This window comes from Rhizobium sp. USDA 4016, assembly GCF_056279705.1.
Genome location: NZ_JBWCCY010000002.1, coordinates 1,800,912 through 1,826,704 on the forward strand (window position 1 = coordinate 1,800,912; position 25,793 = coordinate 1,826,704).

The following is a 25,793-nucleotide window of genomic DNA, read 5'->3' on the forward strand; positions in this document are numbered from 1 at the left end:
GAGGACTTCATGGCCGAGGAACTGGAAACCGAACGTTCCGACGTTCGCGAGGACGGACGCCGTCCGCCGCGGGCGGTCGTCGGCTCGCATCGCATTGAAGAGGAAATGTTCGGAAAGGCCTTCGACGGCAACATCGTCAAGCGCATCTGGGCTTTTGTCGAGCCATATCGCACGCAAGTCATGTGGTCGGTCGTAGCCGTGCTCACCTTCACGGCGATGCAGCTGTTGATCCCCCTGATCATCCGCTACGCGATCGACCACGGCATGCAGCCGGGCGGGGATCGTTCCGCCCTCCTCTATTCGATCATCGCTTTTGTGATCGTGATCCTGATCAATTATGCGGCGAGCTACGCCCAGGAGACGCTGGTCGGCAACGTCGCCGAGGAGGTGCTCTTCGACATCCGCAAGGCAATGTTCTCCCATCTCCAGCGGGTCTCGCTTTCCTTCATGGACAAGACGGAGGTCGGACGGCTGATGTCGCGTTTTCAAGGCGACGTGAACTCCATGCAGGAGTTTCTCGAGACGTCAGTGCTTTCCGTCGGCGATATCGCCCTACTCTTCGGCATCGTTTTCGTGATGCTCTATCTCGACTTCAGGCTTGGCCTGCTGACGCTCTCCGTCTTGCCTGTCCTCTTCATCGTCCGTCTCTTCTGGCTGCCGCTGGCGCGCAAATCCTTCATGGCGGCGCACGAGACGAACTCGGTTGCGGCTGGTGCGCTTGCCGAGGCAATCCATGGCGTCCGCGCCGTGCAGAGCATGGATCGCCAGGGCGTCAATTTCACGCTCTATGACGACAAGGCGCACGCGAACCTCAAGACGCATCTGACGGCCGCCCGCTATGCACAGGTGATGGTACCGATCGTTGATTCTTTGACCGGCGTAGCAATGGCTCTCGTTATCGTCGTCGGCGGGGCGCGCGTCCTGAACCAGGCTCTCGATGTCGGGGTGCTCGTTGCCTTCCTCTTCTACATCCAGCGTTTCTTCGATCCGATCCGCTCGCTGACGCTGCAATATTCCGTCCTGCAGCGCGCCATGGCGTCGGGTCAGAGACTGACGGAGGTTCTCGATGTCCCGGTAGAGATCAAGGATGCACCGAACGCCATGGCGCTTTCGAAAGACATGGACGGTTCAGTCGAATTCCGCGACGTCGTCTTCGGCTACAATCCGAAGCACCCGGTGCTGAAGCAGGTGAGCTTCAAGGTGAACCCCGGCGAAACAGTCGCCCTCGTCGGCCCGACCGGCTCAGGCAAATCGAGCTGTATGTCGTTGATCCACCGGTTTTATGATGTGCAGCAGGGCCAGGTTTTGGTCGGAGGGCATGATGTACGCCAGCTGACGCAGGATTCACTCGGCGATCAGATCGCCATGGTATTGCAGGAACCTTTCCTTTTCACCGGTAGCGTCTTCGACAACATTCGCTATCACAAGACAGAGGCGACGCGCGAACAGGTGATCGAAGCCGCCAAGGCCGTGGGTGCTCACGACTTCATCATGCGCCTGCCCGAAGGTTACGACAGCGTGCTCGGCGAGCGCGGCGGCAACCTGTCGCTCGGCCAGCGGCAGCTGCTCAGTTTCGCTCGTGCGCTCGTTGCCGATGCAAAGATCCTGGTGCTCGATGAAGCGACGGCGAATATCGACAGCTACACGGAAATGCTGATCCAGAAGGCGCTGGTTAAACTTCTCGAAAACCGCACCGGCCTCGTCATCGCCCACCGGCTGGCGACGATCCGGGAGGCCGACCGTATCATCGTCCTGCAAAATGGCGAGCTCATCGAAAGCGGCGATCACCGGCAGCTGATGACGAGCGGCAAACTCTATTCGCGGCTCTACAATCTGAATTATGCCTCCTTCGACGATATTCCGGAGAAGGTTTTGGAAGAGACGGCCCTCAGCAGTTCGACGACGTGACCGCAACTGTCTAACGACGACGCTCCCCGGCAGCCACCGTGTCATATTGTCCGCTTTGAGCGGCGATGATCAGGGTGGGCAGGCTGGCGGCGGAGTTGCGCGCGTGGTCGATGACCTCTTGGAGACTGGCGGCATGCCGGAAGGATGGCTCCTGTCCGACGCCGGTCCTCACGGCCTCGGCGAACCGCTCGAAGTTCGTCGCAACGGGTTCAACCTGCACCCGCCGCCAGATCGCCTTGTCGGCATCCGCGCCGGCGCAGATTCTAAGCGTCGCGCCGTTCGGCGTGTCGGTGACTTCGATTGCCCCCCTGTCGCCGTGGACCCGCAGCCGTAGTTCGTTCAGGTGTCCGGTCGCCCAGCGGCTGGCATGGATGACGCCCAGAGCGCCGTTCTGCAGCTCGGCCATCATCACGAAGCTGTCGTTGGCGTCGAGCTCGTATTCGCCAATCCTGTTACCCGGCGCCTTTTCGAAGGTCTTCAGTTGCGCAGCCGCGGTCTTGATATCGCTTCCCGCCCCGTAAACCACGAAATCGAGGATATGAATGCCGATGTCCCCGAGAACGCCGTTCGACCCATGCTTGCTCGACAGGCGCCAGAGCCATTGCGGCTGCGTCGTCCAGTCGCCCCAGGCCTTCGACACGAGCCAGCTCTGAAGGTAGGAAGCCTCGAAGTGCCGGATCTGACCGATATCGCCGTTCAGCACCATTTGCCGAGCCTTCTGCAGCGGAGCGACATTGCGATAGGTGAGGTTCACCATCGTCATCTGCTTCGACTTCTCGGCGGCGTCGGCCATTTCTGCAGCCTGGGCGAAATTCTCAGCCAGCGGCTTTTCGCAGAAGACATGTTTGCCGGCTGCAAGCAGGGCCAAGGTCGTGGCATAGTGCACGCGGTCCGGCGTGACATTGGTCGCTGCGTCGAATTCGCCCCAGGCAAGCGCATCCTCCAGGGAATTGAAGGTGAGCGGAATATTGTGCCGGGCGGCAAAGGCGCGCAGGCGCACATCATCACTATCGACCGCCGCGACGATCTCCACGCCTGCGATCTCCGAGAAACTCGTGGCATGGGTGTTCGCCCACCAGCCAGTGCCAAGTATGATCAGCTTCATTGTTGCCTCCTTGTGCTTGCACCCGACCAGACGGGCACGTTGGCATTTGCGCCCGGCCCTCGGTCATGCTTCATCAAGGCGGGACTTCAACATCCGGCCATACGGCCCTTTGGACAGGCCGCATGGGGCTTCGTGCGGCAAGCGCTTATACCGCGATCGGCAGCACCTCCACGTTGCCGGCGCCTTCCGGTCCGGGCGTCATGCCGACCTCCTCCGACAGCAGATTGAGCTCACGGCGCTCCTTTTCCGAGACGATCGCGAGATCGATGACCTTCTGCAGGTTAGCGGCATGACGGAAATTCGGATCAAGCTGCTTGCCGGTCGCGACCGCTTCGACAAAACGCTGATAGTTGGTCGGCACCGGCGCAACATCGATATCGGCCCAGGTCGCCGTCTCGATGTTCTCATCAAAGCAGCCGCGCAGCTGCGAGCCGTTCGGCCGGTGAATGACCTCGAGGCTGCCCCGTTCACCGTAGATGCGAAGCTTCAGCTCATTGAGATGACCCGTCGCCCAGCGGGTCGCGTGAATGACGCCGAGCGCACCATTGGCGAAGTCGACAGACATCGTGAAGCTGTCGTTGGCATCGAGCATATACTCGCCGATCTGGCCACCTGGCGCCTTGTTGAAGGTCTTGAGCCGCGCAAAGACGTGGTCGATATCGGTTGCCGCGCCATAGGCGGCGAAGTCGAGGATATGGATGCCGACATCGCCAAGCACACCGTTCGAGCCGTGACCGGTCGAAAGCCGCCAGAGCCAGCGCGATTCCGTGCGCCAATCCCCCCAGGCCCGCGACACCAGCCAGCTCTGCAGATAGGATGCTTCAACATGCTTGATCGTACCGAGTTCACCGGCGAGCACCATCTCGCGAGCCCGCTGCAGCGGCGCGACGTTGCGATAGGTGAGGTTGACCATATTGATCACTCCGGCCGTCTCCGCGGCAGTCGTCATTTCCAGAGCGTCAGCGTAGTTTTCGGCCAGCGGCTTTTCGCAGAAGATGTGCTTGCCGGCGGCAATCAGCGCCATCGTCGTCGGATGATGGATTCGGTCTGGGGTTACATTGGTGGCGGCATCGAAATCTCCCCAGGCGATTGCTTCCTCAAGCGCGAGGAAACGTTTCTCAATCCCGAAATGATCGGAAAATTCGGCAAGGCGTGACGGATCAGTGTCGACAGCGCCGACGACCTCGACGCCTTCGATCAATTTGAAATGACTGACCTGGCTCTTCGCCATCGAGCCTGTACCAAGAACAAGAAGTCTCATCCTTGCCCCCTCAGCGATAACCGGCTTCGCCGGCCTGGTGCAATTTCGGGCCGCGCTCCACAATCGGTTCGTGCGCCTTCTCCACCGGAACGTTCGGGGCATCGGTGATGGTCTTGAGGTCGCCCTGCGGGTTATGAGCCCATTTGACAGCGTTGATCAGCACCTTGCGGATATTGGGGTCGTGATAGGTCGGATAGGTCTCGTGACCGGGACGGAAATAGAAGATGTTGCCCGCCCCACGCCGCCAGGTCATCCCGGACCGGAACACCTCACCGCCCTGAAACCAGGAGATGAACACTGTTTCCAGCGGCTCGGGAACCGAAAACTGTTCGCCGTACATCTCCTCGTTTTCAAGGACGAAGTTCTCCTCAAGGCCGGCGGCGATCGGATGGCGCGGATTGATGGTCCACAGCCGCTCGCGTTCGCCTGCCTCGCGCCATTTCAGCGCGCAGGGTGTTCCCATCAGCCGCTTGAAGATCTTCGAAAAATGCCCGGAATGAAGCACCAGCAGGCCCATGCCTTCCCAGACCCGCTTGGCGACGCGTTCGACCACTTCGTCGGAGACTGCGCCATGATCCTTGTGGCCCCACCAGGTGAGGACATCGGTTTCGGCAAGCCGCGCTTCCGACAGGCCGTGCTCCGGCTCCTGCAGCGTCGCGGTCGTCGCCCTGATTGCCGGGTCGCTGTTCAGCGCAGCGGCAATCGTGGTGTGCATGCCTTCGGGATAAATTTCCCTGACGATGGCATTGGTGTTCTCATGGATGTTTTCACCCCAGACAATGGTGCGAATAGGCACGGTCGTTACTCCTTGCGATGTGAAGAGGACCGAGCCTGGGAGGTGGATCGATCCTTGGTGGATAGTCAGGCAGCGCGCATGGATGCCTTCGCAAGCGCGCGGCCAGATTGGTCAAAACGGTGTATGTGGCCGGCAACTGGCGCAACGCCGAGCTTCTGGCCCGGCTCATGGCCGGAAACGCCGGTCTCACGCACGATCAGCGGCTCATCTGCACCGATGTCCAGATAGACAAAGCTGTCGGAACCGAGGATCTCCGAATGAATGACGGTTCCGTTCCAGACTGCCGCTTGCGGCGTGATCCGGATATGCTCTGCACGCACGCCGATCGTATGGGTATTATAGGGCTGCGCCAGGCCGCCGGACAGGAAATTCATCTTCGGCGAGCCAATGAAGCCGGCAACGAAGATTGAATTCGGGCTCTCGTAAAGCTCAAGCGGCGTGCCGATCTGCTCGACAACGCCGTCCCTCAGCACGCAGATACGGTCGGCAAGCGTCATGGCCTCAACCTGATCGTGCGTCACATAGATCATCGTCGTGTTGTGCATGCTGCGGTGCAGCTTGGCGATCTCCAGCCTTGTCGCCACGCGCAAGGCGGCATCGAGGTTCGACAGCGGCTCATCGAAGAGGAAGACCTTGGGATCGCGAACGATCGCCCGGCCGATCGCGACGCGCTGACGCTGCCCGCCCGATAGCTGACGCGGCAGACGGTCCAGATAGGGCGATAGCTGGAGCATGCCGGCGGCTTGCTCGACCCTATGCCGGCATTCATCCTTCGTCCGTCCCGCAAGCTTCATGCCGAAGGCAATATTGTCGAAAACCGTCATATGGGGATAGAGCGCATAGGATTGGAACACCATGGCGATCCCTCGCTTCGACGGCGCACGCTGGTTTACCACCTCGTCATCGAAGGAGAGCGTGCCGAACGTAATGTCCTCAAGGCCCGAGATGAGGCGCAGCAGCGTTGATTTGCCACATCCGGAGGGACCGACGAAGACCATGAACTCGCCGCGGCGGATGTCCATCGTAACACCCTTGATGACCTCGAAGGCGCCGAAGCTCTTGCGGATATTGTCTAGGCGTATCTGTGCCAATGGTCTACTCCCTCAACCCTTAACGCCGCCGGCGGTCAGTCCCGAGATGATCCGGCGCTGGAATATCAAGACGAGAACAACAACCGGCACGGTGACGATGACCGACGCCGCCATGATGTTGCCCCAAGGAATTTCAAATTGGCTGCCGCCCGAAAGCAGGGCAATGGCAACCGGCACGGTCCGCTGCGCATTCGATGATGTGAACGTTAGCGCGAAGAGGAATTCGTTCCAAGCGGTGATGAAGGCAAGCAGGCCGGTTGTCACAAGCGCCGGCCACATGAGCGGCATGAAGACCTGGGTGATGATGACCCATGGCGAAGCACCGTCGACGATCGCGGCCTCCTCGATCTCGATCGGCAGGTCGCGCATGAAGGTCGTCAGTACCCACACGGTGAACGGCAGTGTGAAGATCATGTACGAAAAAATCAGCGCGAAAGGCGTGTTGAAGATGCCGATCCACCGAATGAGCTCGAAAAGGCCTGCAAGTACGGCGATCTGCGGGAACATCGACACTGAAAGGATCGTCAGCATCAGCAGCGCCCGGCCGCGAAAATGCACTCGCGCCAAGGCGAAAGATGCGGTGATCGAAAGCAGCAGCGACGCGGCAACCACGATCAAGGCAACCATTACGGAATTTCCAAGGCTTCGGACAAAGCCGCCCTGGTTCATCACCGATGTGTAATTTCCGAATGAAATCGACCTCGGCCAGTAATTGACTTCGAAAAGCGCCGTGCCGGTTTTGAGACTCGTGAGGATCGCGTAGTAGAAAGGAAAAACGGCAAGAAGGACGATCACCGCGACGAGCAGGTAAAAGAGCGTATTCTTCGTGATCTGCAAGAGCATCAACGGTCCTCCCCGCCGAGTTTGACGCGCCCGAACCAGATGTAGAGTACGGTGACGGACGCGATGATGAGGAAGAGAACTGTCGAAGCGGTTGCGCCATAGGCGAACTTGTCAAAGTCGAACAGGTTCTCACGCGCCATGACCGACATGGTCTTGGTCTGGGCATTGTTGGGCGTCAGCACATAAATCAGATCAAAGATGCGCATCGCATCCAGCATCCGGAAGATCACGGCGACCATAATGGCCGGCCGGATCAGCGGCAGCGTCAGCCGCCAGAAGACCTTGACGGGATTGACCCCGTCGATCCTGGCAGCCTCGTAGATATCCGCCGGTACCATCTGCAGTCCGGCAAGGATCAGAAGCGCCATGAAGGGCGTCGTCTTCCAGACGTCGACTATCAGAACCGCAATCATTGCCGTTTCCGGATTGGCAGTCCAGGCGATCTTTTCGCTGATGAGGCCGACACCAAGGAGGATATCGTTCAAAATGCCGAACTGGTCGTTGAGCATCCAGGCCCACATTTTTGCCGAAACGATCGTCGGAATTGCCCAGGGAATAAGAATTGCAGCGCGCACAATGCCGCGCCCGGCAAACTGTGCGTTCAGGACCAGCGCAACGATAAGGCCAAGCGTCGTCTCGGTCATGACCGAGACCACCGTGAATTTGGCGGTGTTCCAGACGGCGCTCCACCAGACGGGATCGGCAAGCAGCCCACGATAGATGGTTCGCCCGCTCTTCAGCGTGACCCAGGACAGATAATTGCCGAAACCGATGAACTGCGCATTGCCAAGATCGGTCAGCGACGCATTCGTGAAGCTGAAATAAATCGTTCTAAACAGCGGCCACCCGGCCACCACAGCCAATATTAAAAGCGTCGGTGCCAGAAACAGCCAGGCCGATCTGACACGCTCGGAGCGCAATTCGCTCGCCGACCTCAAAGCGGAGGCTGGCGGTTTGAGCGCTTGTGAAACTGCGATTTCGCTCATGGAAAGGCTATCCGTGCTCGAGACATCTGAAGCGGGACCGGCGGCCTGCCGGCCGCCGGTCCCGCTCATCACCAGTTATCGCCCTTAAGGGTCGTCAGGTCGGCCTCGAGAAGCTCAAGGTTCTCAGCCGCGGTCCCGTTGCCGGACAGCGTGTTGTGTACTGCCGTCCAAAACTTCGACGACACTTCGTTGTACTTCACCTTGGCTGTCGCCGAAGGACGCGGTACGGCATCCTGGAAGATCGGCTTCCACTCCGGCATGAAAGGCTGCGCGGCAGCGACATCCTTGTCGTCGTAAAGCGCCACCAGGGTTGGCAGATTGGAAAGTTCGATGGCACGTGCCTTTTGAACGTCTTTCGACGCCAGGAACTTGACGAGCTCAATGGCCGCCTGCTGCTCGTCAGAATATTTCGAAACTGCGAGATTCCAGCCGCCGAGCGCTGAAGACGGCTTGTCGCCGAGCGCTGCGACGGGAAGCGTCGTTACGTCGAACTCGCCCTTCACCGCGCTATCGGCGCCATTGCCGAGCGAATAGGCATAGGGCCAGTTACGCATGAAGACGGCATTTCCGGTCTGCCAGACGCCGCGCGACTCCTCTTCCTGATAAGCGAGCACGCCAGGCGGGGAGATCGTGCCGACCCAGCCCTTCGCACGGTCGATTGCGGCTGCTGCCTTTTCATTGTTGATCGAGATCGTGCCGTCCGGCTCCACGATCTGCCCGCCGCCGGAGGATTTCACCCATTCCAGCGCATTGCAGGTGAGGCCTTCATAGGAATTCCCCTGGAAGACGAAGCCCCACATGTCCTTTTGACCGGCCGCGCGTTCCTTTTCCTGGATCTCCTTGGCGGTCTCGGCAAGCTCGTCCCAGGTCTTCGGCGGCTGCTTAGCGTATTTCTCAAGCAGGTCCTTGCGATAATAAAGCGCCGGCGCATCGGTATACATCGGCAGCGCCACGAGACGGTCGTTGACCGTCTGCGATGCGATGATCGAAGGAAAGAACTGCTCGACGACGTCCTTGGCAGCTTCCTTCAGGTCCACGAACTGATCGGCAAGCTGCGGTGCCCAGATGACGTCGGTCTGATAGACATCGACGTCCTTGTTGCCGGCGGCAAGCCACAGACGGTACTGCGAGAACTGTTCAGAACTCGACGACGGCATGCTCACGATGTTGACCTTGTGGCCCGTCTTCTCTTCGAAGACGGCAAACTGCTTGCGGAAAAACTCGAGGTTATTGCCCGTCGAACTCGCCGCGAAGGAAAGCTCGGCTGCAGCCGCAAGATTCAAGGTACAGATCATGCTCACCGCCGAAACGGCGGCCATCAAACGATACTTCATGTCATCCTCCCGTTTGCCAGACGAAATATTGAAATCGATTTGGCTAGACGGAACATTACAAAAGTTTTTTCAACCGTCAAGAGCGCCACCTCAAACATCCACAATGTCGCTAAATTTCTATTTATATGTTTTATATCAACTATTTAAACTCTTAAATTAGATGATCAGAGCAACTGATCGTTTCTCATTATTGCCTTCAAACAATTGAAACCGATTTCAAATACCCGCAGTTGGTGATAGACGAGATTGCCGAGCGCTCAACAATCCGTCATTGATCCGCGCGGATCCAACCTAACGTGTTCGAATGAAGCTCAAGGAATTCGCAAAACAAGTCGGCCTGTCGCCGACAACGGTAAGCCGAGCGCTGAGCGGCTATCCGGAGGTAAGCGAGACGACCCGCGCACGCGTCGTTGCGGAAGCCCTGAGGCTCGGCTACCGGCCGGACGTCAACGCCGTCCGGCTGAAGACCGGCCGCGTCGGCGCGATCGGGGTCATTATGGGACGCTCCGGTGAATTCCACTTTGCCGAATTCATGGCCGGCATGGCGGAGAGACTGGCCTCGGAGGATACTGATATCCTGGTGATCCCGATGGCCGATCGCGATCTTAACGAGGAGATGCAGACCTATAGACGGCTTGCCGAAAGCCGGCGCGTCGATGCAATTATCGTCCACTCTCCGAAACCGAACGACCCGCGCATCGAGCTTCTGGACAGGCTCAAAATTCCTTTCTTCGTGCACGGGCGATCGGATATCGCCGTTCCCCATGCATGGCTGGACATCGACAATGAAGGGGCAATCCGCCGGTCGACGGAGCATCTGCTCGACCTCGGCCACCGCAGGATCGCGATGATCAACGGCCGCAAAGGACTGACTTATTCCATCCACCGCGATATCGGCTTCCGCAAGGCCTTCGAGGGGCGGGCTCTTGAGCAGGACGCACAGCTGATCGCCCATGACACATTCACCGACGAGCTCGGCTTTAGACATGCCCGCTTTTTTCTGGAGAGTTCCAATCCGCCAACGGCCTTCGTGGCCGGTTCGATGATGACAGCACTCGGCGTCTATCGCGCCGTCCGATCCCTCGGCCTCGCTATCGGCGAGGACGTCTCTGTCATCGCCCATGACGACGTGTTTCCCTACCTGACGGCGGAAAATATGGCACCCTCACTTTCGGCAAGCCGATCATCGATGAGAGCAGCAGGCGCAAGGTGCGCCGACCTGACCTTGCAACTGCTGGCGGGACGCTCGGTTTCAGATATTCATGAATTATGGCCCGTCGAACTCAATTTGCGGGAATCGACGCGTCCTGTAAGGCGATGAGTGCCCGCCAATTAGGCAGATGCATGCCGCAAATGCACTACTGATAAACTATTGAAATACATTCATATTCGACATTTTTTCGTTGACGTTTCCGGCGTGTTTCACATAGCATTGCCCCGCGATATTCACCGTGCTTACCCGATCCAGCGCCCGCAACGCATTCTATAACTCAATGGGGAATTGATTAATGAAATCAACACTCAAGAGCGGCCTTTTGGCACTGGTCGCAACAGCGCTTCCAGCCGCCGCCTATGCCCATCCCGTCGCCGGCGAAGCAGCAGGCTTCGCGCATGGCTTCACCCATCCCGTATCGGGTATCGATCATGTCCTTGCGATGATCATGGTTGGCGTCTTTGCCTATCAGCTTGGCGGTCGCGCAACTTGGCTTGTCCCGGCAACCTTCGTCCTTGTTATGGCCCTCGGCGGCGCGCTCGGTGTTGCCGGCATCGATATCCCATTTGTTGAAGCGGGTATCGCGTTATCGGTGGTCCTTCTCGGCGCGGTCGTGGCGTTCAACGTCAAGGCCCCAGCAGCCATTGCGATGGCCGTGGTCGGGCTGTTTGCGATCTTCCATGGCCATGCCCACGGCACCGAAATGCCGGAAAGTGCTGCGGGCGCTGCTTACGGGGGAGGTTTTTTGATCGCGACCGCTCTTCTGCACGCTGTCGGACTTAGGCTTGGCTATGCGATCGGCCGCATCGGCGAACGCCGAGGCTTCATCGTCACGCGCCTTGCCGGCGGCCTAGCCGCTATAGCAGGCGTCGGCTTCCTCGCCGGCATGATATAATCGTTCGACAAACACCAAAAATGTAAGAGGGGCGATCCGTCTATCGCCGCTTATTCTCACCGTGTTCTCAAACGCGGCTCTGGTTATTCGGCAGCCGTCGGGCGCAGCACGCCGCGCCGGATCTGATCAGCCTCGATCGATTCGAACAGTGCGCGGAAGTTTCCTTCGCCAAAGCCTTCGTCGCCCTTTCGTTGAATGAACTCAAAGAAAATCGGTCCGATGACGGTTCGCGAGAAAATCTGCAGCAGGATGCGGGTCGTGCCGCCATCCAAGACGCCCTCGCCGTCGATCAAAATGCCATGCTCTTTCATCCGTTCGATCGGCTCCTCATGGCCGTGTACGCGCTCATGCGAGAGTTCGTAATAGGTATCGGGCGGCCCGGGCATGAATTTCAGGCCGTTTTCGGCGAGTTTGTCCGTCGCGTCGTAGATTGCCTCCGTACCAACGGCGATATGCTGGATGCCCTCGCCCTTGTACTTGCGCAGATATTCCTCGATCTGGCTGGTGTCGTCCTTGGACTCGTTCAGCGGGATGCGGATCTTGCCGCAAGGAGACGTAATTGCCCGGCTCATCAGCCCGGTAATGCGGCCGTCGATATTGAAAAAATGGATCTGGCGGAAACCGAAGAGCTCGCGATAGAACTCCCACCACTTGTCCATATTGCCGCGATAGACATTGTGGGTCAGATGATCGAGGTAGTAAAAGCCAACGCCTTTCGGCTTCGGGTTGCGTTCACCCAGCCATTCGAACTCTGCATCATAGGGCGTGCCCTTCTCGCCGTAAGTTTCCACAAAATAAAGCAGCGAACCGCCGATGCCCACGATGGCCGGGATATCGACGGCCTTGTCCTTGCTTTCATACGGCGTCGCCCCCTTTGAAACCGCGTGGTCGAAGGCATGTTTGGCGTCGGTGACACGCCAGGCCATGGAGGGCGCGCAAGGGCCGTGTTCGGCGACGAAGCGCATGGCATGGCTGCCGGGCTCGGCATTGAGCAGATAGTTGATTTCGCCCTGGCGCCAGACGGTAACGTCCTTCATGCGGTGCTTGGCAACGCAACTGTAGCCCATGCGGATAAAAAGCTCGCGCAGTTTTTCCGGCTCCGAATGGGCGAACTCCACAAATTCGAAACCGTCAGTGCCGACCGGATTGTCGGCAGTGATGCCTGTCGGCGGCGCGTCGTGCGGATAGGGGCCCATCGTTCTTTCCTCCAACCAGGATCCTGAATGGCATTATGACGGGATTTTTACGCATGGTGCTTGCATTCACGCGCAGTTCTAGCGATTCAATACATGTTTCATGCAAAAAAATGGGAGAACGCGCACAAATGGAACAGCTCGACAGATACGATCTAAAAATCCTTGCCCAATTGCAAGGCGACGGCCGCCTCACCAACAACGAGCTCTCGGAATTAATCGCGCTCTCGCCATCGCAATGTTCGCGCCGGAGGGCACGGCTTGAGGCGGAGGGCTTTATCCACGGCTATCGCGCCGTGCTCGATCGCGGCAGGCTGGGGCTCGACCTCATGGTCGTCATCGCCGTAACCCTTGCGACCCACAACCGCGACAACGCCAAGCGTTTCGCAACACTGATTGCGGACCTGCCGGAGGTGCTGGAATGTTACGCCCTGACCGGTGAAATGGATTACCACCTCAAGGTCGTGACGCCTGACCTTGCCGGACTTTCGCGCTTCGTCAACGACGTGCTCCTGCCGCACGACAGCGTTCAGCATGTCAAGACGTCGATCGTATTAGCGACGCTCAAGGACTTTCAGGGATTGCCAGTCCACCAGCGCAGTCGGCCGTAAGCCTTATTCATAGGTTTCTTATTATATTGATCTTATTGAAATTGCAGCGACAAATTTGTTTGCGTTGGATTTCTGTGATTATTTTTGTCAGACTCCGTTCCCTCGCCCAAGGCGGGACCTAAGCTCTGCCTTTCAACAACCTTGGTAGGCTCATACAAACCCGGCAAAAGGGTTCTTGCAATCGGGGAAGGCAGAATTGATTTCCGCTTTGCAAGTAGCGCGTCGCCGCTGTACCCTATCAAGCTGATAACTGCACAAGTGCTCAGTCTATAGCCGGGCAAAAATCCGGTCGCGCGTTTCAACCGATGAATAAGTAGCCGCGGATCATGGAACTTATCGTCGCCCTCGGCCTGATCGTCTTCAAGGTCGCGTTTCTGATCGCGATCCTGCTATTGCTGCCCTTGCCGCTGACCTGGCTGGAACGCAAGATTGCTGGGCACATCCAGCAGCGGATGGGGCCAATGCGCGTCGGGTGGCACGGGCTGCTGCAGCCGGTGGCGGACGGAATCAAGCTCTTGACCAAAGAAGACCACATCCCGGACGAGGCCGACCGCTTTCTGTTCAAACTGGCGCCAATCCTGGCGCTCGCCCCACCATTCGTGGTGTTCGTCGCGATCCCGTTCGGCGAAACCGTCTCGGTGTTGGGTGCCGAGATCACGCTCTACGTCTCCAACATGAATGTGGCGATCCTTTTCGTCTTCGCTGTGATCGGCATTGAGGTCTACGGTGTCATCTTCGGCGGATGGGCCGCGAACAGCAAATACGCTGTTCTGGGCAGCCTCAGGACTTGCGCGCAGATGATCAGCTATGAGATCCCGATGGGGTTTGCGGTCATCGGCGTGGTCATGTTGGCGCAATCCATGAGCCTGCTCGAAATCGTACGGGCGCAGGCCGATGTCTGGAATATCGTTTACCAACCGATCGGCTTCCTGGTGTTCTTCGTTGCCGGACTGGCCGAGGCACAGCGCATTCCATTCGACCTTTCGGAAGCGGAAGGTGATCTGGGGGCTGGCTTCCATACCGAATACAGCGGTATCCGCTTTGCGTTTTTCATGATCAGCGAATATGCCATCGTCTTGCTGGTGTCGGTGCTGGTGGTGATCCTGTTCTTCGGCGGCTGGAACGGCGTACTGATCCCCTTGCCACCACTCCTTTGGTTTCTGCTCAAGGTCTCGTTCTTCGTCTATTTGTTTATCTGGTTCCGTTTCACTTTCCCCCGCTACCGCTACGACCAACTGATGGCGATCGGATGGAAAGTCTTGCTTCCTTTATCGATGGCGAACATAATCATAACCGGAATTGCTTTCATTTAGGGGCCGCAGCGGCTCCATAGCGGGGGCGATGATGTCGCGCGCGCAGGACAGTATTGGAACATGGATCGGCTGGGCGTTCTTCGGCGATCTGGCGAGAGCCTTGGCGCTGACGTTCGGCTACATGTTCGCCAGATCCGTCACCATGCAGTATCCGGACAAGGAAAAATGGTTGCCCTACCCGCGCTACCGCGGGCATCACTTCTTGACGCGCGACGAAGAGGGCGAGATCAAATGCGTGGCCTGCGAACTCTGCGCCCGGATTTGTCCCTGCGACTGCATCGAAGTCATCCCCTACGAGGACGAAAAGGGCAACCGTCACCCGGCAAAATTCGAGATCGACACGGCCCGGTGCCTATTCTGCGGGCTATGCGAGGACGCCTGTCCAGCGGACGCGATCGCGCTTGGCCAACAATACGAATTCTCGAGCTTTTCCTCGCGTGATTTGGTGATCGGGCGCGACGATCTGCTCGCCAAACCGGGCAAGGCGGCAACCGGTGGCGGCGTAATTGCCGCGCGCCTGAATACGGAGAAGGACGTGCTCGTCGAAACCAAAGAGACGCAGGGCTACAACTGGTGGCGGAATATACGGCGAACGTGAAGACGCGCCAGCTGTCAAACAATGCGCTCGGACAGGAGGGTCAGATGTTTGTCGGCGAAATCATGAAGAACAAGGGTGTCGGTGTCATCGCGGTCAATCGCGATCAGTCGATGGTGGAAGTCCTGAGACTGTTTCGCGAGAACAATATAGGCTTCGTCGTCGTCAGCCAATCAGACGGCGAATACCTTGGTACCTTGTCGGAGCGGGATTGCTGCAATGCGGTAGCCGAATACGGGGCCGCGGCGGCGATGATGCGAGCCGCGGACATCATGAACCGCAATGTAGCGACCTGTTCGACCCGGGATTTGCTGCCGGTCGCGATGGGAATCATGACCCGGCGGCGTACGCGTCATGTCCTGGTCATGGATGGGGACAACGTTGTCGGCGTAGTCAGCATCGGCGATGTGGTCAAACATAGGCTCGACGAAGCGGAGCGCACGGAACAGGATCTGCAGGATTACATCTGCGGGAACAGGTATCACTGATCAAGGCGCGATGCAGGGTCAGGCAAGCCACCGTCCATGCCTTGGTGTCGATCCTTAGGGTTCGACGTAGAACCAGTGAGACAGGCGGACGCCGTGGCCCGGTGAACTTCCACCGGACATGGATATACACCCCGACGCATCAGTCTGTTGAGGCGTAGGGCCCTGTAGTTCTCGGGGAGAAATACGAGGCCCTTAGGAAAGCGCCTGTTGACCTTGAGCTTCGCCGTCAATTCTCCCAGAGCGGATCGCACGACCACCGGATCGCTATCCGAAAAGCCAAGTTCGGCGGCATCCTGCGCGCTCATCTCGACATAGGGGTCATCAGCGACCGTATTCAGGATCTCCGAGCGTTCGGAAAGATATCCGTTGTGGAACAGGCAGTTGCCGGTAATCAGCATCAATCCGTTGGCTGCTTTCGCGGCCGGCGGCGGCGCGAAGAACTCGCCAGCCGGTGGCAGCGGGACCGCCTTGGTGAACGCGCCGTCAGCGCCAAGTCCATCCTGCGTCAACCCCTGATAGGCCGGAACCCGCCGGGCAATCTCGTCGAAAATTCCGCCTTCTGCCGAGGGCTGCAGCGTCTGGCTGCGCAGCGCTGCGACGAAGTCGAAGATCGCCAGATTGCCTCGCGCCTCGAAGGCGGGTTCGCGGAATTTGCGGATCTTCTGGGTCCGGCCCTCGTTGTTGGTGAACGTCCCGGATTCCTCGCCGTAACCTGCCGCGGGCAGAACAACCTCGGCCAGGCCCGCCGTATCCGTTAGGAAGGTATCCTGCACGATCAGGAGATCGGCGGCGCCAAGCGCTCGCGTCACGAAATCCCTGTCGGGGTAGGCGATCAGGGGGTCTGCTCCGGCAAGGTAGAGCGCGCCCATCCCGCCACCGACGCAGAGCTCCAGCATGGCGTCGAGACCCGCGCCGGGTTCAGACGGGATTTCGGCACCCCAGTTCCGTGCAAGGGTTGTACGGGTCGCATCATCGGTGACCGCCCACAACCCCGGCAAAGCCGCTGGCAAAACACCCATGTCCCAGGCGCCCAGCTGGTTGGCGCGATCAAAGAGGAACTGCATCGCCAGGCCCTTACCGAGCAGGCGGAGAACCTGCAGCAGGTTGTTGAGTTGCTGCAGCGTCGCGCGCGCTTCGGGTGACCTCAGGAGCTCGACGCTGACAAGCACAGTGACGCTTCGGATTTCCTTGAGCGCACTGGCCAGACGAGCCGGCCCGTCACTACCGGTATTCACCGGCGGCCTGCCGACCGTCGCTTCGATGTCTGCAAAAGTCTCGCCCGGCAAGGCGTGACCGGCCGCTTCCACGAGCCCGGCTACCACCGCCGCAAGGCTCGCCGTTTCTCCGCCCGGCGGCACGCGAACCACAACGCAGGCATCGGCCTCCAGACGGGAGGGCCGCGCCGAAAGCATGAGCAATGCGGTCTGCCGCCGCCGCGCGCCGTCCCGCAGCAGGTATTCGGTGATTGGGTTCTCCTCGGTCACGTTGCCGCCGACGACGAGCACGCAGTCGTTGGCGATCACCTCTTCCAGCGGGGCGCGGCTGTAGAAGGCTGCCAGTAATGGCCCGAGCGTATCAAAGGGCGCGGACCAGCGCGACGAGCAATCAATGTTGTTGGTCCGGAATACCGTCCGCATCAGCTTCTGGAACTGATAGAGCACCTCGTTGGGCAGGCGCGGCGAGGCCAGCCCCCCTGCAGCCTTGTCCTCGACGGCCGACAGCCGCCGGCGCAGATAGTCCGCCGCTTCGTCCCAGGAAACCGGAGCCAGAGTGCCATCGCGACGGATCATCGGCCGCTCGATCCGGTCCCTGCCCGAGACGAAATCGAGACCGAAGCGTCCCCGCACGCAAAGCGTTTCGCGGTTGACCCCCTCGTCCCACTTCGAGCGTACCCGCATAAACTCGCCCTTGCGTGTGCCCACCGTCAACTGGCAACCGGTGCCACAATGCGGACACACCGTGTCGGTCTCGACCAGATCCCAGGGCCGTGCCTTGTAGCGGTAGGGGAAACTCATCAGAGCGCCGACCGGGCAGACCTCGATGCAATTGCCGCACTGATCGCAACTCGCAAGGCTACCCTCGAAGCCGGTGACGGCCGTATCCATGCCTTTTTCGACGGTGCCAAGCGCGACCGCGCCGACCACCTCCTCACACATCCGGACGCAACGCTGGCACTGGATGCAGCGGTTGACGTTCATGATGACGACCGGGCTGAGACGAATGTCCTCGGAGTGGAATACACGCTTGAGATCGTGGAACTCGCTTTTGCGGGGGCCGTATGCCATCACCATGTCCTGAAGCTCGCATTCGCCGCCCTTGTCGCAGATCGGGCAGTCAAGGGGGTGGTTGGCAAGCAACATGTCGAGCATGGAAGATCGCGTTTCGTCGATCAGCGGCGTATTCGCCCGCACGACCATGCCATCGGTGACCGTGGTGGCGCAGGACGGCTGCAGCCGCCGCAACCCCTCAATCTCCACCAGGCACATGCGGCAGGAGGCCAGCGGCGGCAGCCGCTTCCAGTAACAGAAAGTTGGAATGTCGATGCCCAAACGCTCAGCCGCCATGAGCACCGTGGAGCCAGCCTCGACTTCAAGCGTTTGTCCGTCGATCGTAACGCTAACCATGCTTCCTCCAAGCCCGCCTCAAACACACGCTCTCAGTGAAACGGGCACCTCCGCTCCTCGATATGGGCGACGAACTCGTCGCGGAAATGCTTAAGCGCCGCCCGCAATCCCATCGCGGCACCGTCACCCAAAGCACAAAACGTATTGCCGAAAATGCCTTTGCAAAGCATCTCCAGCTGCTCCAGATCGCCAGGCCCGCCTTCCCCGGTCTCAATGCGGCGCAGTACTTTTACGGCCCAGTTCAATCCTTCCCGGCATGGCGTACACTTGCCGCAGGACTCGTGATGGAAGAACTCGATGATCCGGGTGGCGACCTTGACCATGCAGGTCGAGTCGTCGATTACAACAACGCCGGCCGAACCAAGCATCGAGCCGGCGGCAGCAAGCGAGTCGAAATCCATCCCGACCTCCAGCCCGCCCTCAGGTATTACCGGCGCCGAGACCCCGCCCGGAATTACAGCCTTGATCCTGCGCCCCGGTAACGGACCGCCAGCGTGCTGCTCGACCAGTTCGCGCAGCGGTATGCCCATCGGCAGTTCGTAAAGGCCGGGTTTGCGCACCTGCCCGCTCAGGCAGTAGAGCTTCGGGCCGGGGCTCTTATCCGGACCTATCCCCCGAAACCAGGCCGGCCCGCGCGCCACAATATGCGGCACGCAAGCAAGCGTCTCGACATTGTTGATGACGGTGGGGCTGGAGTAGAGCCCAGCCACGGCGGGAAACGGCGGTTTCAATCGCGGCTGCGCCCGCTTGCCCTCGAGCGACTCGAGCATCGCGGTCTCCTCGCCGCAGATATAGGCGCCGGCGCCGCAGTGAACGTGCACGTTGAACTTGAAATCAGAGCCTAGAACACGCGTTCCGAGATAGGACTTTTCGTGAGCCTCGGCGATCGCTTGCTCCAGGCGGCGTATCGCCGTCACATATTCTCCTCGGATGTAGACATAGGCGGTTTCGGCCCCGATCGCGTAGGCGCTTACCGCCAGCCCCTCGATGAGCTGGTGTGGATCGCGCTCCATGATGATCCGGTCCTTGAAGGTTCCGGGCTCGCCCTCATCAGCGTTGCAGCACAGATATTTCGGCTTGCCGGCCCGCTTCGGCACGAAGGACCATTTCATGCCCGTCGGGAACCCGGCCCCGCCGCGGCCGCGCAAGTTGGACTGTTTGACGAGGTCGACGACCTCGTCCGGCGTATACTCGCGCAGCGTCTTGGCCAACGCCTGATAGCCGCCGCCGGCCTCATAGGTCGACAGCAAATGACTGTCCGGCACGTCGACATTCTTGAGAAGAACCGGCTCGAACATGGCACTACTCTCCCGGCGGTCGCGCAAAGGCGGGCTCACTTTCGACCTGCCTCGCCATGGCGCGGAGGCTGTCCAGGAGCGCGTCTATCCGCGCGACATCAAGGTTGCCGTGGTAATCGTCGCCAACCTGCATCACCGGAGCCATCTCGCAGGCACCGAGGCACTCGACGGTCGAAAGCGTGAACAGCCCATCCGGCGTCGTGCCGCCCTTGTTGATCCCCAGCACCTCCTCCAAATGCCTCAGCAGCTCCTCGGAGTCGCGCAGCATGCAGGAAACGTTGTCGCAGAGTTGCAGGTGGAACATGCCCACCGGCTCGATATGGAAGAGTGTGTAGAAGGTCGCCAGTTCGTAGACCCAGATCCGCTCGACACCAAGGATATCGGCGACTTCTTCCAGCACTGGACCAGGCAAATGGCCATGCTCCCTCTGCGCGATCAGAAGCGCGGGCATGATCGCTGAGCGCTGGTCGGGATACCGCGCCGCCGCCGCCTCGATCTGTTCGCGCATGGTCATCGCGTTTGAACCTCCCTGCTACTTGTCCACCTCGGCCATCACCGGGTCGAGGCTGCCGAGCACGGCGATCATGTCCGCCAGATAGCGGGCGTTGGTCACTCCAAAGAGTGCCTGAAGGTTGACGAAGGACGGTGCCCGCACCTTCATGCGGAACGGTTTGGGCGATCCGTCGCTGATGATGTAGAAGCCTAGCTCGCCCTTTGGCGCCTCGATCGCAGAATAGACCTCGCCCTTCGGCACCTTGAAGCCGTAGGCCGAGAGGTCGAAATGCTGGATCAAAGCCTCCATCGAGCAGTGCACCCTGTCCTTGTCCACCGGGAAGGCGATTGTCGGCATGTCGATCTGGAACGGCCCCTCGGGCATCTGGTCGAGACATTGCTCAATGATACGGATGCTCTCGCGCATTTCCTCGACACGGCACTGCCAGCGCGCATAGCAGTCGCCCTCCTCGCGGGTAATGACATTGAAGTCGAGCCGATCGTAGATCTCATAAGGCTCGTCGCGGCGGATGTCCCAATCGACGCCCGAGGCGCGCAGGTTTGGGCCACTCAGGCCGAGATCGATGGCATCCTCGGCGGCGATTACGCCGATCCCTTGCGTACGGTTCAAAAACACCCGGTTGTTCTCGAGCAGCCGGTCATAGTCGCGAATGCGGTTCGGGAAGATGTCACAGAATTCCCGGATCTTGGGGAGGAACCCGTCGGGCAGGTCCTCGCGCACACCGCCGACCCGGCAGAAAGAGGTATGCATCCGCGCCCCGGAAATCATCTCCAACAGATCCATGATCATTTCGCGCTCGCGCATCGCATAGAGCAGGGCAGTCATGGCGCCAAGGTCCATTGGCAGTGCGCCAGTGATCAGGAGATGGCCCGAGATCCGTGCCAGCTCAGCCATCAACACACGAATATACTGCGCCCGTTCCGGTGCTTCTATGCCGAGGAGTTTCTCCACGGCCAGCGCAAACGCCAGGTTGTTCGAAGGTGGGCAGAGATAGTCGAGCCGGTCCGTCAGCGGGAAAATCTGGGTATAGGTGAAGCTCTCCGCCAGTTTTTCGGTGCCGCGGTGGAGATAGCCGATATGCGGGTCCACGCGCTCGACGTACTCGCCGGTCAATTCGAGGACGAGCCGAAGAACCCCATGAGTGCTGGGGTGCTGCGGGCCGAGATTGAGAAGCACTTCCCTGGTATGGAGCGCTTCGCCTTCAGGCCTGCTGAGCTCGGTGACTTCAGTCATCTCAACTCTCCGGCGCGGAACGGCCTCCTTGCGGAATATCCCTGGTGGCGAGGTCCGGCTGTGTCGGCGGCGGGCCTTCGGCTCCAAACGGATTCAACTTATCCTTGTATCCACGCAGCGGAAAGTCCTTGCGCTGCGGGAAGCCCTCGAATCCCTCCCACATGTAGATCCGGCGCAGGTCGGGGTGGCCCTCGAACCTGATCCCGTACATGTCCCAGGCTTCGCGTTCATGCCAGTTGGCGGTACGCCAGACGCCCGTAACCGAGGAGAGCTGGGGCGGATCGCCAAGCCAGCACTTGATGCGAATCCGCCACCGGTTGGGGAGCGAGTAGAGGTGGTATACCGCTTCGAATCGCGGCGTTTCGGGATAGTGATCAACCCCGCAGATGTCGGAGAGGAAGTTGAATCGCAGTGCTGGGTGTTCCTTCAGGAACCGGCAGAACTCGACGATCGTCTCGGGAGGAACAGCAAAGACGTGAATGCCGTGCGCGTAGCCGAGATCCTCGATTGATCCCCCGAAACGCTCCATGATCGGACCCAGATTGAGAGGCCGCCCTACACTCATGACGCTGCAACCCGATCCAGAGGCGTCCCGGCCAGCGCGCGGGTCCTCTTGATCTTCTCTTGAAGCAGGAGGAAGCCATGCATCAACGCCTCGGGCCGCGGGGGACAGCCCGGCACATGCACGTCGACGGGCACGAAAGTCTCCGACCCCTGCACCACGGCGTAGGTGTTGTAAACCCCGCCCGAAATGGCGCAGGTGCCCATTGCAATCACCCAGCGCGGTTCCGGCATCTGGTCGTAGAGCCGACGCACCACGGGCGCGAATTTCCGGGTCACGGTGCCGGCGATGATCATCACATCGGACTGACGTGGTGAAGGGCGGAACACCACGCCGAACCGGTCGAGATCATAGCGCGCGCAACCGGCTGAGATCATCTCGATGGCGCAGCAAGCAATGCCGAAGGTCTCAGGCCATAGGGCCGACCTCCGGCTCCAGCTGATGATGCTGTCGGCCGTGGTGAACAGCACGCTATCGCGGATCGCGTTGTTTACTCCTCCCATTCCAACGCTCCCTTCAGCCAAGCGTAGGCGAAGCCCACGAGAAGCAGCAACATGAAGACGAACATCTCAACATAACCGATGAACCCGATCTCTTTCAGAACGACGGCCCAGGGAAAGAGGAACATTGCCTCGACATCGAAGACCACCAGCAGTATCGCAAGGATAAAGAACGGCACTCTGAAGCGGCCCCCGGCGGCCTCGCCCGACGGGTCCATGCCGCATTCGTAGGGCATGTTCTTTGCGGGATAGGAATTGGAGGGGCGCAGCAGCGACGAGACGAAAAGCGTCGTCATCGCCACCAGAACAATTCCGGCGGCCATGAAGAGAACAGGCAGAAATTCCATTGCAGACATGTCGCATTTCCCCGGTCACCCGCCGAGGGCCTTGCTCAGGCCGCGACCGGCCCCATTCGGGCCGGCAATGCGGTCGCCCCAGTAAGTGACTTGGGCGCTCCTTTCTTCAATTGTCAGTGTATTCCCTCGGGGGAACCATTGCAAATCCAATAGATCAGCCTCCAAACACCGCACCTTGAGCAAGCCTCAGGAACCGTTCCGGAAATAGGCCGATTCCGAGAGTCCCGACGGCGGTGAAGGCGAGCGTCGCGCGAACCAGGGGCGTCAGAGCCGGGTCAAACGCCCTGCGTGGCTCGCGCATGTAGATCACCATGACGATGCGGATGTAGAAGTAGGCGGCGACGGCGCTCAGCAGCACTGCGATCACCGCCAGCATGACGAAACCCCGCTCGACCAACGCGACCAGCACGTAGAACTTGGCGAAGAACCCGGCCGTCGGCGGAATGCCGGCCAGCGAGAACAGATAGAGCAGCATCAGAAGCGCCAGCCCGGGATGCGACCTGGCAAAGCCCGCGTAGTCTTCGATAATCTCGCCCGAGAAATCGCCGTTCCGCATCATGATGACGATGCCGAAAATGCCGAGGTTCATCAAAGAATAGATCAGCAGGTAGAGCATCACGCTGGCGATGCCGTCCGCACCGCCGGCCACCACGCCGAAAATGGCGAACCCGGCATGGGCGATGCTGGAATAGGCCAGGAGGCGCTTGAAATTGTCCTGCACCAGCGCCACGAAGCTGCCGAGTGCCATTGTCACCACCGCAATGACGGCGACAACGACCCAGGCGTCCGAGGCTGCAACCAGCGGGTTGAGGAACACCCGCAGGATCGCCGCGAACCCCGCAGCCTTCGGCCCCACAGACATGAAAGCCGTGATCGTCGTCGGCGCGCCCTCGTAGACGTCCGGGACCCACATATGGAACGGCACCGCGCCGACCTTGAAGACCAACCCCGCGACGATGAAGACCACCGCCAGCAGCAATCCGGGATCGAGCGGATCGCCGGTCACCGCGGCCGCCATGCCGTCCAGTTGCGTCGTGCCGGTGAGCCCGTAAACGAGCGAAACGCCATAGAGGAAGATCGCGGTCGAGACCGCGCCAAGGATCACGTATTTCAGTGCCGCTTCGTTCGAACGCGGCTCTCTTCGCAAGAAACCGGTCAGTACATAGGTGCAGAGCACCATCAGTTCGAGACCCACATAAAGCGACAAGAGATCGGTCGCCGAGGCCATGATCATCATTCCCGAAAGGGCGAAGAGCAGCAGAACATAGTATTCGCTACTTTCAATCCCCTCAATGTCGGCATATTTTCGCGACAGGAAGAATGTCAAAACAGTGGCTAAGTAGAACACGAATTTGAAAAAGACCGCAAAGCCGTCGGCGACGAACATGCCCGTGTAGGCCGGCCGTACCTCGCTCGCCAGCATGAGTGTCCCCAAAGCCGCAATCAGCACGACGGCGACGGAAGCCCAGACAAAGACATGTTCCTGCCCCTTCCGCACAAGCTGGCCAAGGATCAGCAGGATGCAGGCTCCAGTAATCACCACGATCTCGGGCAGGCTCGCTAAAGCCGACTGGAAAAGCGCGGCGGCGGTCATTGGCCGCTCCCCTTGGTGTGCACGTGCGCGAGCAAATGCTTCACCGAGACGTCGATGATGTTGAGAAAGGGTTTCGGATAGAGCCCGACCCAAAGCACGAAGACGGCCAGCGGCAGGATCGCAGCCATCTCGCGGGCGTTTACGTCGCGTATCTTGAAGCGGGCGCCGATGCTGGCCGGACCAAGTGCTACTCTCCTATACATGCCAAGGAGATAGGCCGCGCTCAGCAACGCGCCCACGACCGCGGCCGCGCCGGCGGCCAGGTTGGCCGCAAATCCGCCCGACAGCACCAGCAACTCGCCGACGAACGAATTCGTCCCCGGCAAGGCCATCGACGACAAGGTGAACAGCGCCAGAAACGCCGTGTAGACCGGCGCCACCTTCATCAGCCCGCCGTAGTCGGCGATACTGCGCGTATGCGTCCGCTCGTAGATCAGGCCGACGAAGAGGAACAATGCGCCCGTCGTTACGCCATGATTGAACATTTGCAGGATGCCGCCCTCGAGCCCGCGGAAGTTCAGCGCAAAAATCCCCAGCGTTACGAAACCCATATGGCTGATGCTGGAATAGGCCACCAGCTTCTTCAGGTCGTCCTGCGCCAGCGCAAGTAATCCGCCATAGACGATGGCAAGAGCCGAAAGTGCCAGCATCAGCGTCGAATAATATACCGACGCCTCCGGCAGCATCGGCAGCGAGAACCGCAAGAACCCGTAGGCGCCCATCTTCAGGAGCACTCCGGCCAGGATGATGCTGCCAGCCGTCGGCGCCTGTACATGAGCGTCCGGCAGCCAGGTATGAACCGGGACCATCGGCACCTTCACGGCGAAGGCGATCAGGAAGGCGAAAAAAAGCCAGGATTGAACCCAGAACGGCAAATCCTGACCTGTGAGCGCGAGAATGTCGAAGGTCCTACCGCCGTGGAAATAGAGCACGATGACACCGATCAGGAACAGGAGGCTGCCCGCCAGCGTGTAGAGGAAGAACTTGAACGCGGCATAGACCCGGCCATCACCGCCCCACACGCCGATGATCAGGTACATCGGGATCAGCATCGCCTCCCAGCACACATAAAACAGAAACAGGTCGAGGGCGCAGAATACCCCCAGCATCAGCGCCTGCATGACGAGCAAGCTCACCATGAACTCCTTCACCTTGCTGTCAATCGCGACCCACGAGGCGAGCACGCAAATCCACCCCAGCAGTGCGGTCAAGAACACGAAGAGCGCGCTGATCCCATCGATACCGAGCGCGTAGGTGATCCCGAGCGTAGGCACCCACGGGTGTATCTCGGTGAACTGCATCTCGTGGGTCGTCTGGTCGAAGCCGGCCAGCATTGCGATGCAGAGAGCCAGGTCGAGGACGGTGATACCCAGCGCTGTCCAGCGCACCGCATCTTCGCTGCGGAGAAACATTAGAACCACTGCCCCGGCGGCAGGCGTGAATACAATGAGACTGAGAAGCGGCAATCCCATCGCACCCC

The 25,793-nt window shown here is 59.7% G+C and carries 24 protein-coding genes; 7 read left to right on the forward strand and 17 right to left on the reverse strand.

Annotated elements, in window-relative coordinates; translation table 11 throughout:
- The first annotated feature begins 9 nt into the window (after window positions 1–9).
- Window positions 10–1,908 (forward strand): ABC transporter ATP-binding protein, encoded by a 1,899-nt coding sequence (locus ACZ9DP_RS09685; RefSeq protein WP_476201411.1) that lies wholly within the window; start codon window positions 10–12, stop codon window positions 1,906–1,908.
- A gap of 10 nt (window positions 1,909–1,918) precedes the next feature.
- On the opposite strand, the gene ACZ9DP_RS09690 is transcribed toward ACZ9DP_RS09685, so the two are convergent.
- The 7 genes from ACZ9DP_RS09690 to ACZ9DP_RS09720 form a co-directional block, all read right to left on the reverse strand.
- Window positions 1,919–3,013: a Gfo/Idh/MocA family protein gene (locus ACZ9DP_RS09690; RefSeq protein WP_476201413.1), complete on the reverse strand. Its 1,095-nt coding sequence runs from the start codon at window positions 3,011–3,013 to the stop codon at window positions 1,919–1,921.
- Between the two features lie 145 nt (window positions 3,014–3,158).
- Complete coding sequence (locus tag ACZ9DP_RS09695; RefSeq protein WP_476201415.1) at window positions 3,159–4,274, reverse strand: Gfo/Idh/MocA family protein; 1,116 nt, start codon at window positions 4,272–4,274, stop codon at window positions 3,159–3,161.
- Window positions 4,275–4,284: 10 nt separating this feature from the next.
- Window positions 4,285–5,070, reverse strand: coding sequence for a ThuA domain-containing protein (locus ACZ9DP_RS09700; RefSeq protein ID WP_476201417.1), 786 nt, complete (start codon window positions 5,068–5,070; stop codon window positions 4,285–4,287).
- Window positions 5,071–5,135: 65 nt separating this feature from the next.
- Window positions 5,136–6,161, reverse strand: coding sequence for an ABC transporter ATP-binding protein (locus ACZ9DP_RS09705; protein ID WP_476201419.1), 1,026 nt, complete (start codon window positions 6,159–6,161; stop codon window positions 5,136–5,138).
- 12 nt (window positions 6,162–6,173) lie between these two features.
- Window positions 6,174–7,004 carry a carbohydrate ABC transporter permease gene (locus ACZ9DP_RS09710; protein ID WP_476201421.1) on the reverse strand — a complete coding sequence of 277 codons (831 nt, stop codon included), beginning with the start codon at window positions 7,002–7,004 and terminating at the stop codon, window positions 6,174–6,176.
- A complete protein-coding gene (locus tag ACZ9DP_RS09715; protein ID WP_194731414.1) occupies window positions 7,004–7,990 on the reverse strand; it encodes a carbohydrate ABC transporter permease in 987 nt (328 codons plus the stop codon). The genes ACZ9DP_RS09710 and ACZ9DP_RS09715 overlap by 1 nt, the downstream gene beginning before the upstream one ends.
- Window positions 7,991–8,058: 68 nt before the next feature.
- Complete coding sequence (locus tag ACZ9DP_RS09720; RefSeq protein WP_476202250.1) at window positions 8,059–9,309, reverse strand: ABC transporter substrate-binding protein; 1,251 nt, start codon at window positions 9,307–9,309, stop codon at window positions 8,059–8,061.
- Between the two features lie 319 nt (window positions 9,310–9,628).
- Between ACZ9DP_RS09720 and ACZ9DP_RS09725 the strand changes: the two genes are divergently transcribed.
- The gene (locus ACZ9DP_RS09725; RefSeq protein WP_074071557.1) at window positions 9,629–10,645 is read left to right on the forward strand and encodes a substrate-binding domain-containing protein; all 1,017 of its coding nucleotides are present in this window, start codon (window positions 9,629–9,631) and stop codon (window positions 10,643–10,645) included.
- 187 nt (window positions 10,646–10,832) lie between these two features.
- A complete protein-coding gene (locus ACZ9DP_RS09730) occupies window positions 10,833–11,432 on the forward strand; it encodes a HupE/UreJ family protein (RefSeq protein WP_476201423.1) in 600 nt (199 codons plus the stop codon).
- Window positions 11,433–11,515: 83 nt separating this feature from the next.
- Here the strand turns inward: ACZ9DP_RS09730 and hppD are convergent, their stop codons facing one another.
- Window positions 11,516–12,628 (reverse strand): 4-hydroxyphenylpyruvate dioxygenase, encoded by a 1,113-nt coding sequence (hppD, locus tag ACZ9DP_RS09735; protein ID WP_476201424.1) that lies wholly within the window; start codon window positions 12,626–12,628, stop codon window positions 11,516–11,518.
- A gap of 128 nt (window positions 12,629–12,756) precedes the next feature.
- Here hppD and ACZ9DP_RS09740 point away from each other — a divergent pair, with 128 nt between their 5' ends.
- From ACZ9DP_RS09740 to ACZ9DP_RS09755, 4 genes are all read left to right on the forward strand, one after another.
- Complete coding sequence (locus ACZ9DP_RS09740; protein WP_194731418.1) at window positions 12,757–13,236, forward strand: Lrp/AsnC family transcriptional regulator; 480 nt, start codon at window positions 12,757–12,759, stop codon at window positions 13,234–13,236.
- Window positions 13,237–13,562: 326 nt separating this feature from the next.
- Complete coding sequence (nuoH, locus tag ACZ9DP_RS09745) at window positions 13,563–14,549, forward strand: NADH-quinone oxidoreductase subunit NuoH (protein ID WP_074071553.1); 987 nt, start codon at window positions 13,563–13,565, stop codon at window positions 14,547–14,549.
- Between the two features lie 31 nt (window positions 14,550–14,580).
- Window positions 14,581–15,147 (forward strand): NADH-quinone oxidoreductase subunit I, encoded by a 567-nt coding sequence (locus ACZ9DP_RS09750; RefSeq protein WP_194731967.1) that lies wholly within the window; start codon window positions 14,581–14,583, stop codon window positions 15,145–15,147.
- A 44-nt stretch (window positions 15,148–15,191) separates the two neighbouring features.
- Window positions 15,192–15,632, forward strand: coding sequence for a CBS domain-containing protein (locus ACZ9DP_RS09755; RefSeq protein WP_194731419.1), 441 nt, complete (start codon window positions 15,192–15,194; stop codon window positions 15,630–15,632).
- Here the strand turns inward: ACZ9DP_RS09755 and nuoG are convergent.
- The 9 genes from nuoG to ACZ9DP_RS09800 form a co-directional block, all read right to left on the reverse strand.
- On the reverse strand, window positions 15,626–18,256 hold the full coding sequence (gene nuoG / locus ACZ9DP_RS09760; protein ID WP_476201427.1) for an NADH-quinone oxidoreductase subunit NuoG: 2,631 nt from the start codon (window positions 18,254–18,256) through the stop codon (window positions 15,626–15,628). The two genes, ACZ9DP_RS09755 and nuoG, sit on opposite strands and share 7 nt — an antisense overlap.
- Before the next feature lie 32 nt (window positions 18,257–18,288).
- A complete protein-coding gene (gene nuoF / locus ACZ9DP_RS09765) occupies window positions 18,289–19,554 on the reverse strand; it encodes an NADH-quinone oxidoreductase subunit NuoF (protein WP_476201428.1) in 1,266 nt (421 codons plus the stop codon).
- Between the two features lie 4 nt (window positions 19,555–19,558).
- A complete protein-coding gene (gene nuoE / locus ACZ9DP_RS09770) occupies window positions 19,559–20,068 on the reverse strand; it encodes an NADH-quinone oxidoreductase subunit NuoE (RefSeq protein ID WP_476201429.1) in 510 nt (169 codons plus the stop codon).
- An 18-nt stretch (window positions 20,069–20,086) separates the two neighbouring features.
- Window positions 20,087–21,301 carry an NADH dehydrogenase (quinone) subunit D gene (nuoD, locus tag ACZ9DP_RS09775; protein ID WP_476201431.1) on the reverse strand — a complete coding sequence of 405 codons (1,215 nt, stop codon included), beginning with the start codon at window positions 21,299–21,301 and terminating at the stop codon, window positions 20,087–20,089.
- 1 nt (window position 21,302) lies between these two features.
- On the reverse strand, window positions 21,303–21,866 hold the full coding sequence (locus ACZ9DP_RS09780) for an NADH-quinone oxidoreductase subunit C (RefSeq protein ID WP_476201433.1): 564 nt from the start codon (window positions 21,864–21,866) through the stop codon (window positions 21,303–21,305).
- Window positions 21,863–22,366 (reverse strand): NuoB/complex I 20 kDa subunit family protein, encoded by a 504-nt coding sequence (locus tag ACZ9DP_RS09785; RefSeq protein WP_022716698.1) that lies wholly within the window; start codon window positions 22,364–22,366, stop codon window positions 21,863–21,865. The genes ACZ9DP_RS09780 and ACZ9DP_RS09785 overlap by 4 nt, the downstream gene beginning before the upstream one ends.
- A complete protein-coding gene (locus ACZ9DP_RS09790) occupies window positions 22,354–22,719 on the reverse strand; it encodes an NADH-quinone oxidoreductase subunit A (protein WP_074071546.1) in 366 nt (121 codons plus the stop codon). Before ACZ9DP_RS09790 ends, ACZ9DP_RS09785 begins: the two co-directional genes overlap by 13 nt.
- Before the next feature lie 154 nt (window positions 22,720–22,873).
- Window positions 22,874–24,313 carry an NADH-quinone oxidoreductase subunit N gene (locus tag ACZ9DP_RS09795; RefSeq protein ID WP_476201434.1) on the reverse strand — a complete coding sequence of 480 codons (1,440 nt, stop codon included), beginning with the start codon at window positions 24,311–24,313 and terminating at the stop codon, window positions 22,874–22,876.
- Window positions 24,310–25,785 (reverse strand): NADH-quinone oxidoreductase subunit M, encoded by a 1,476-nt coding sequence (locus ACZ9DP_RS09800; protein ID WP_194731426.1) that lies wholly within the window; start codon window positions 25,783–25,785, stop codon window positions 24,310–24,312. Before ACZ9DP_RS09800 ends, ACZ9DP_RS09795 begins: the two co-directional genes overlap by 4 nt.
- Window positions 25,786–25,793 lie beyond the last annotated feature (8 nt).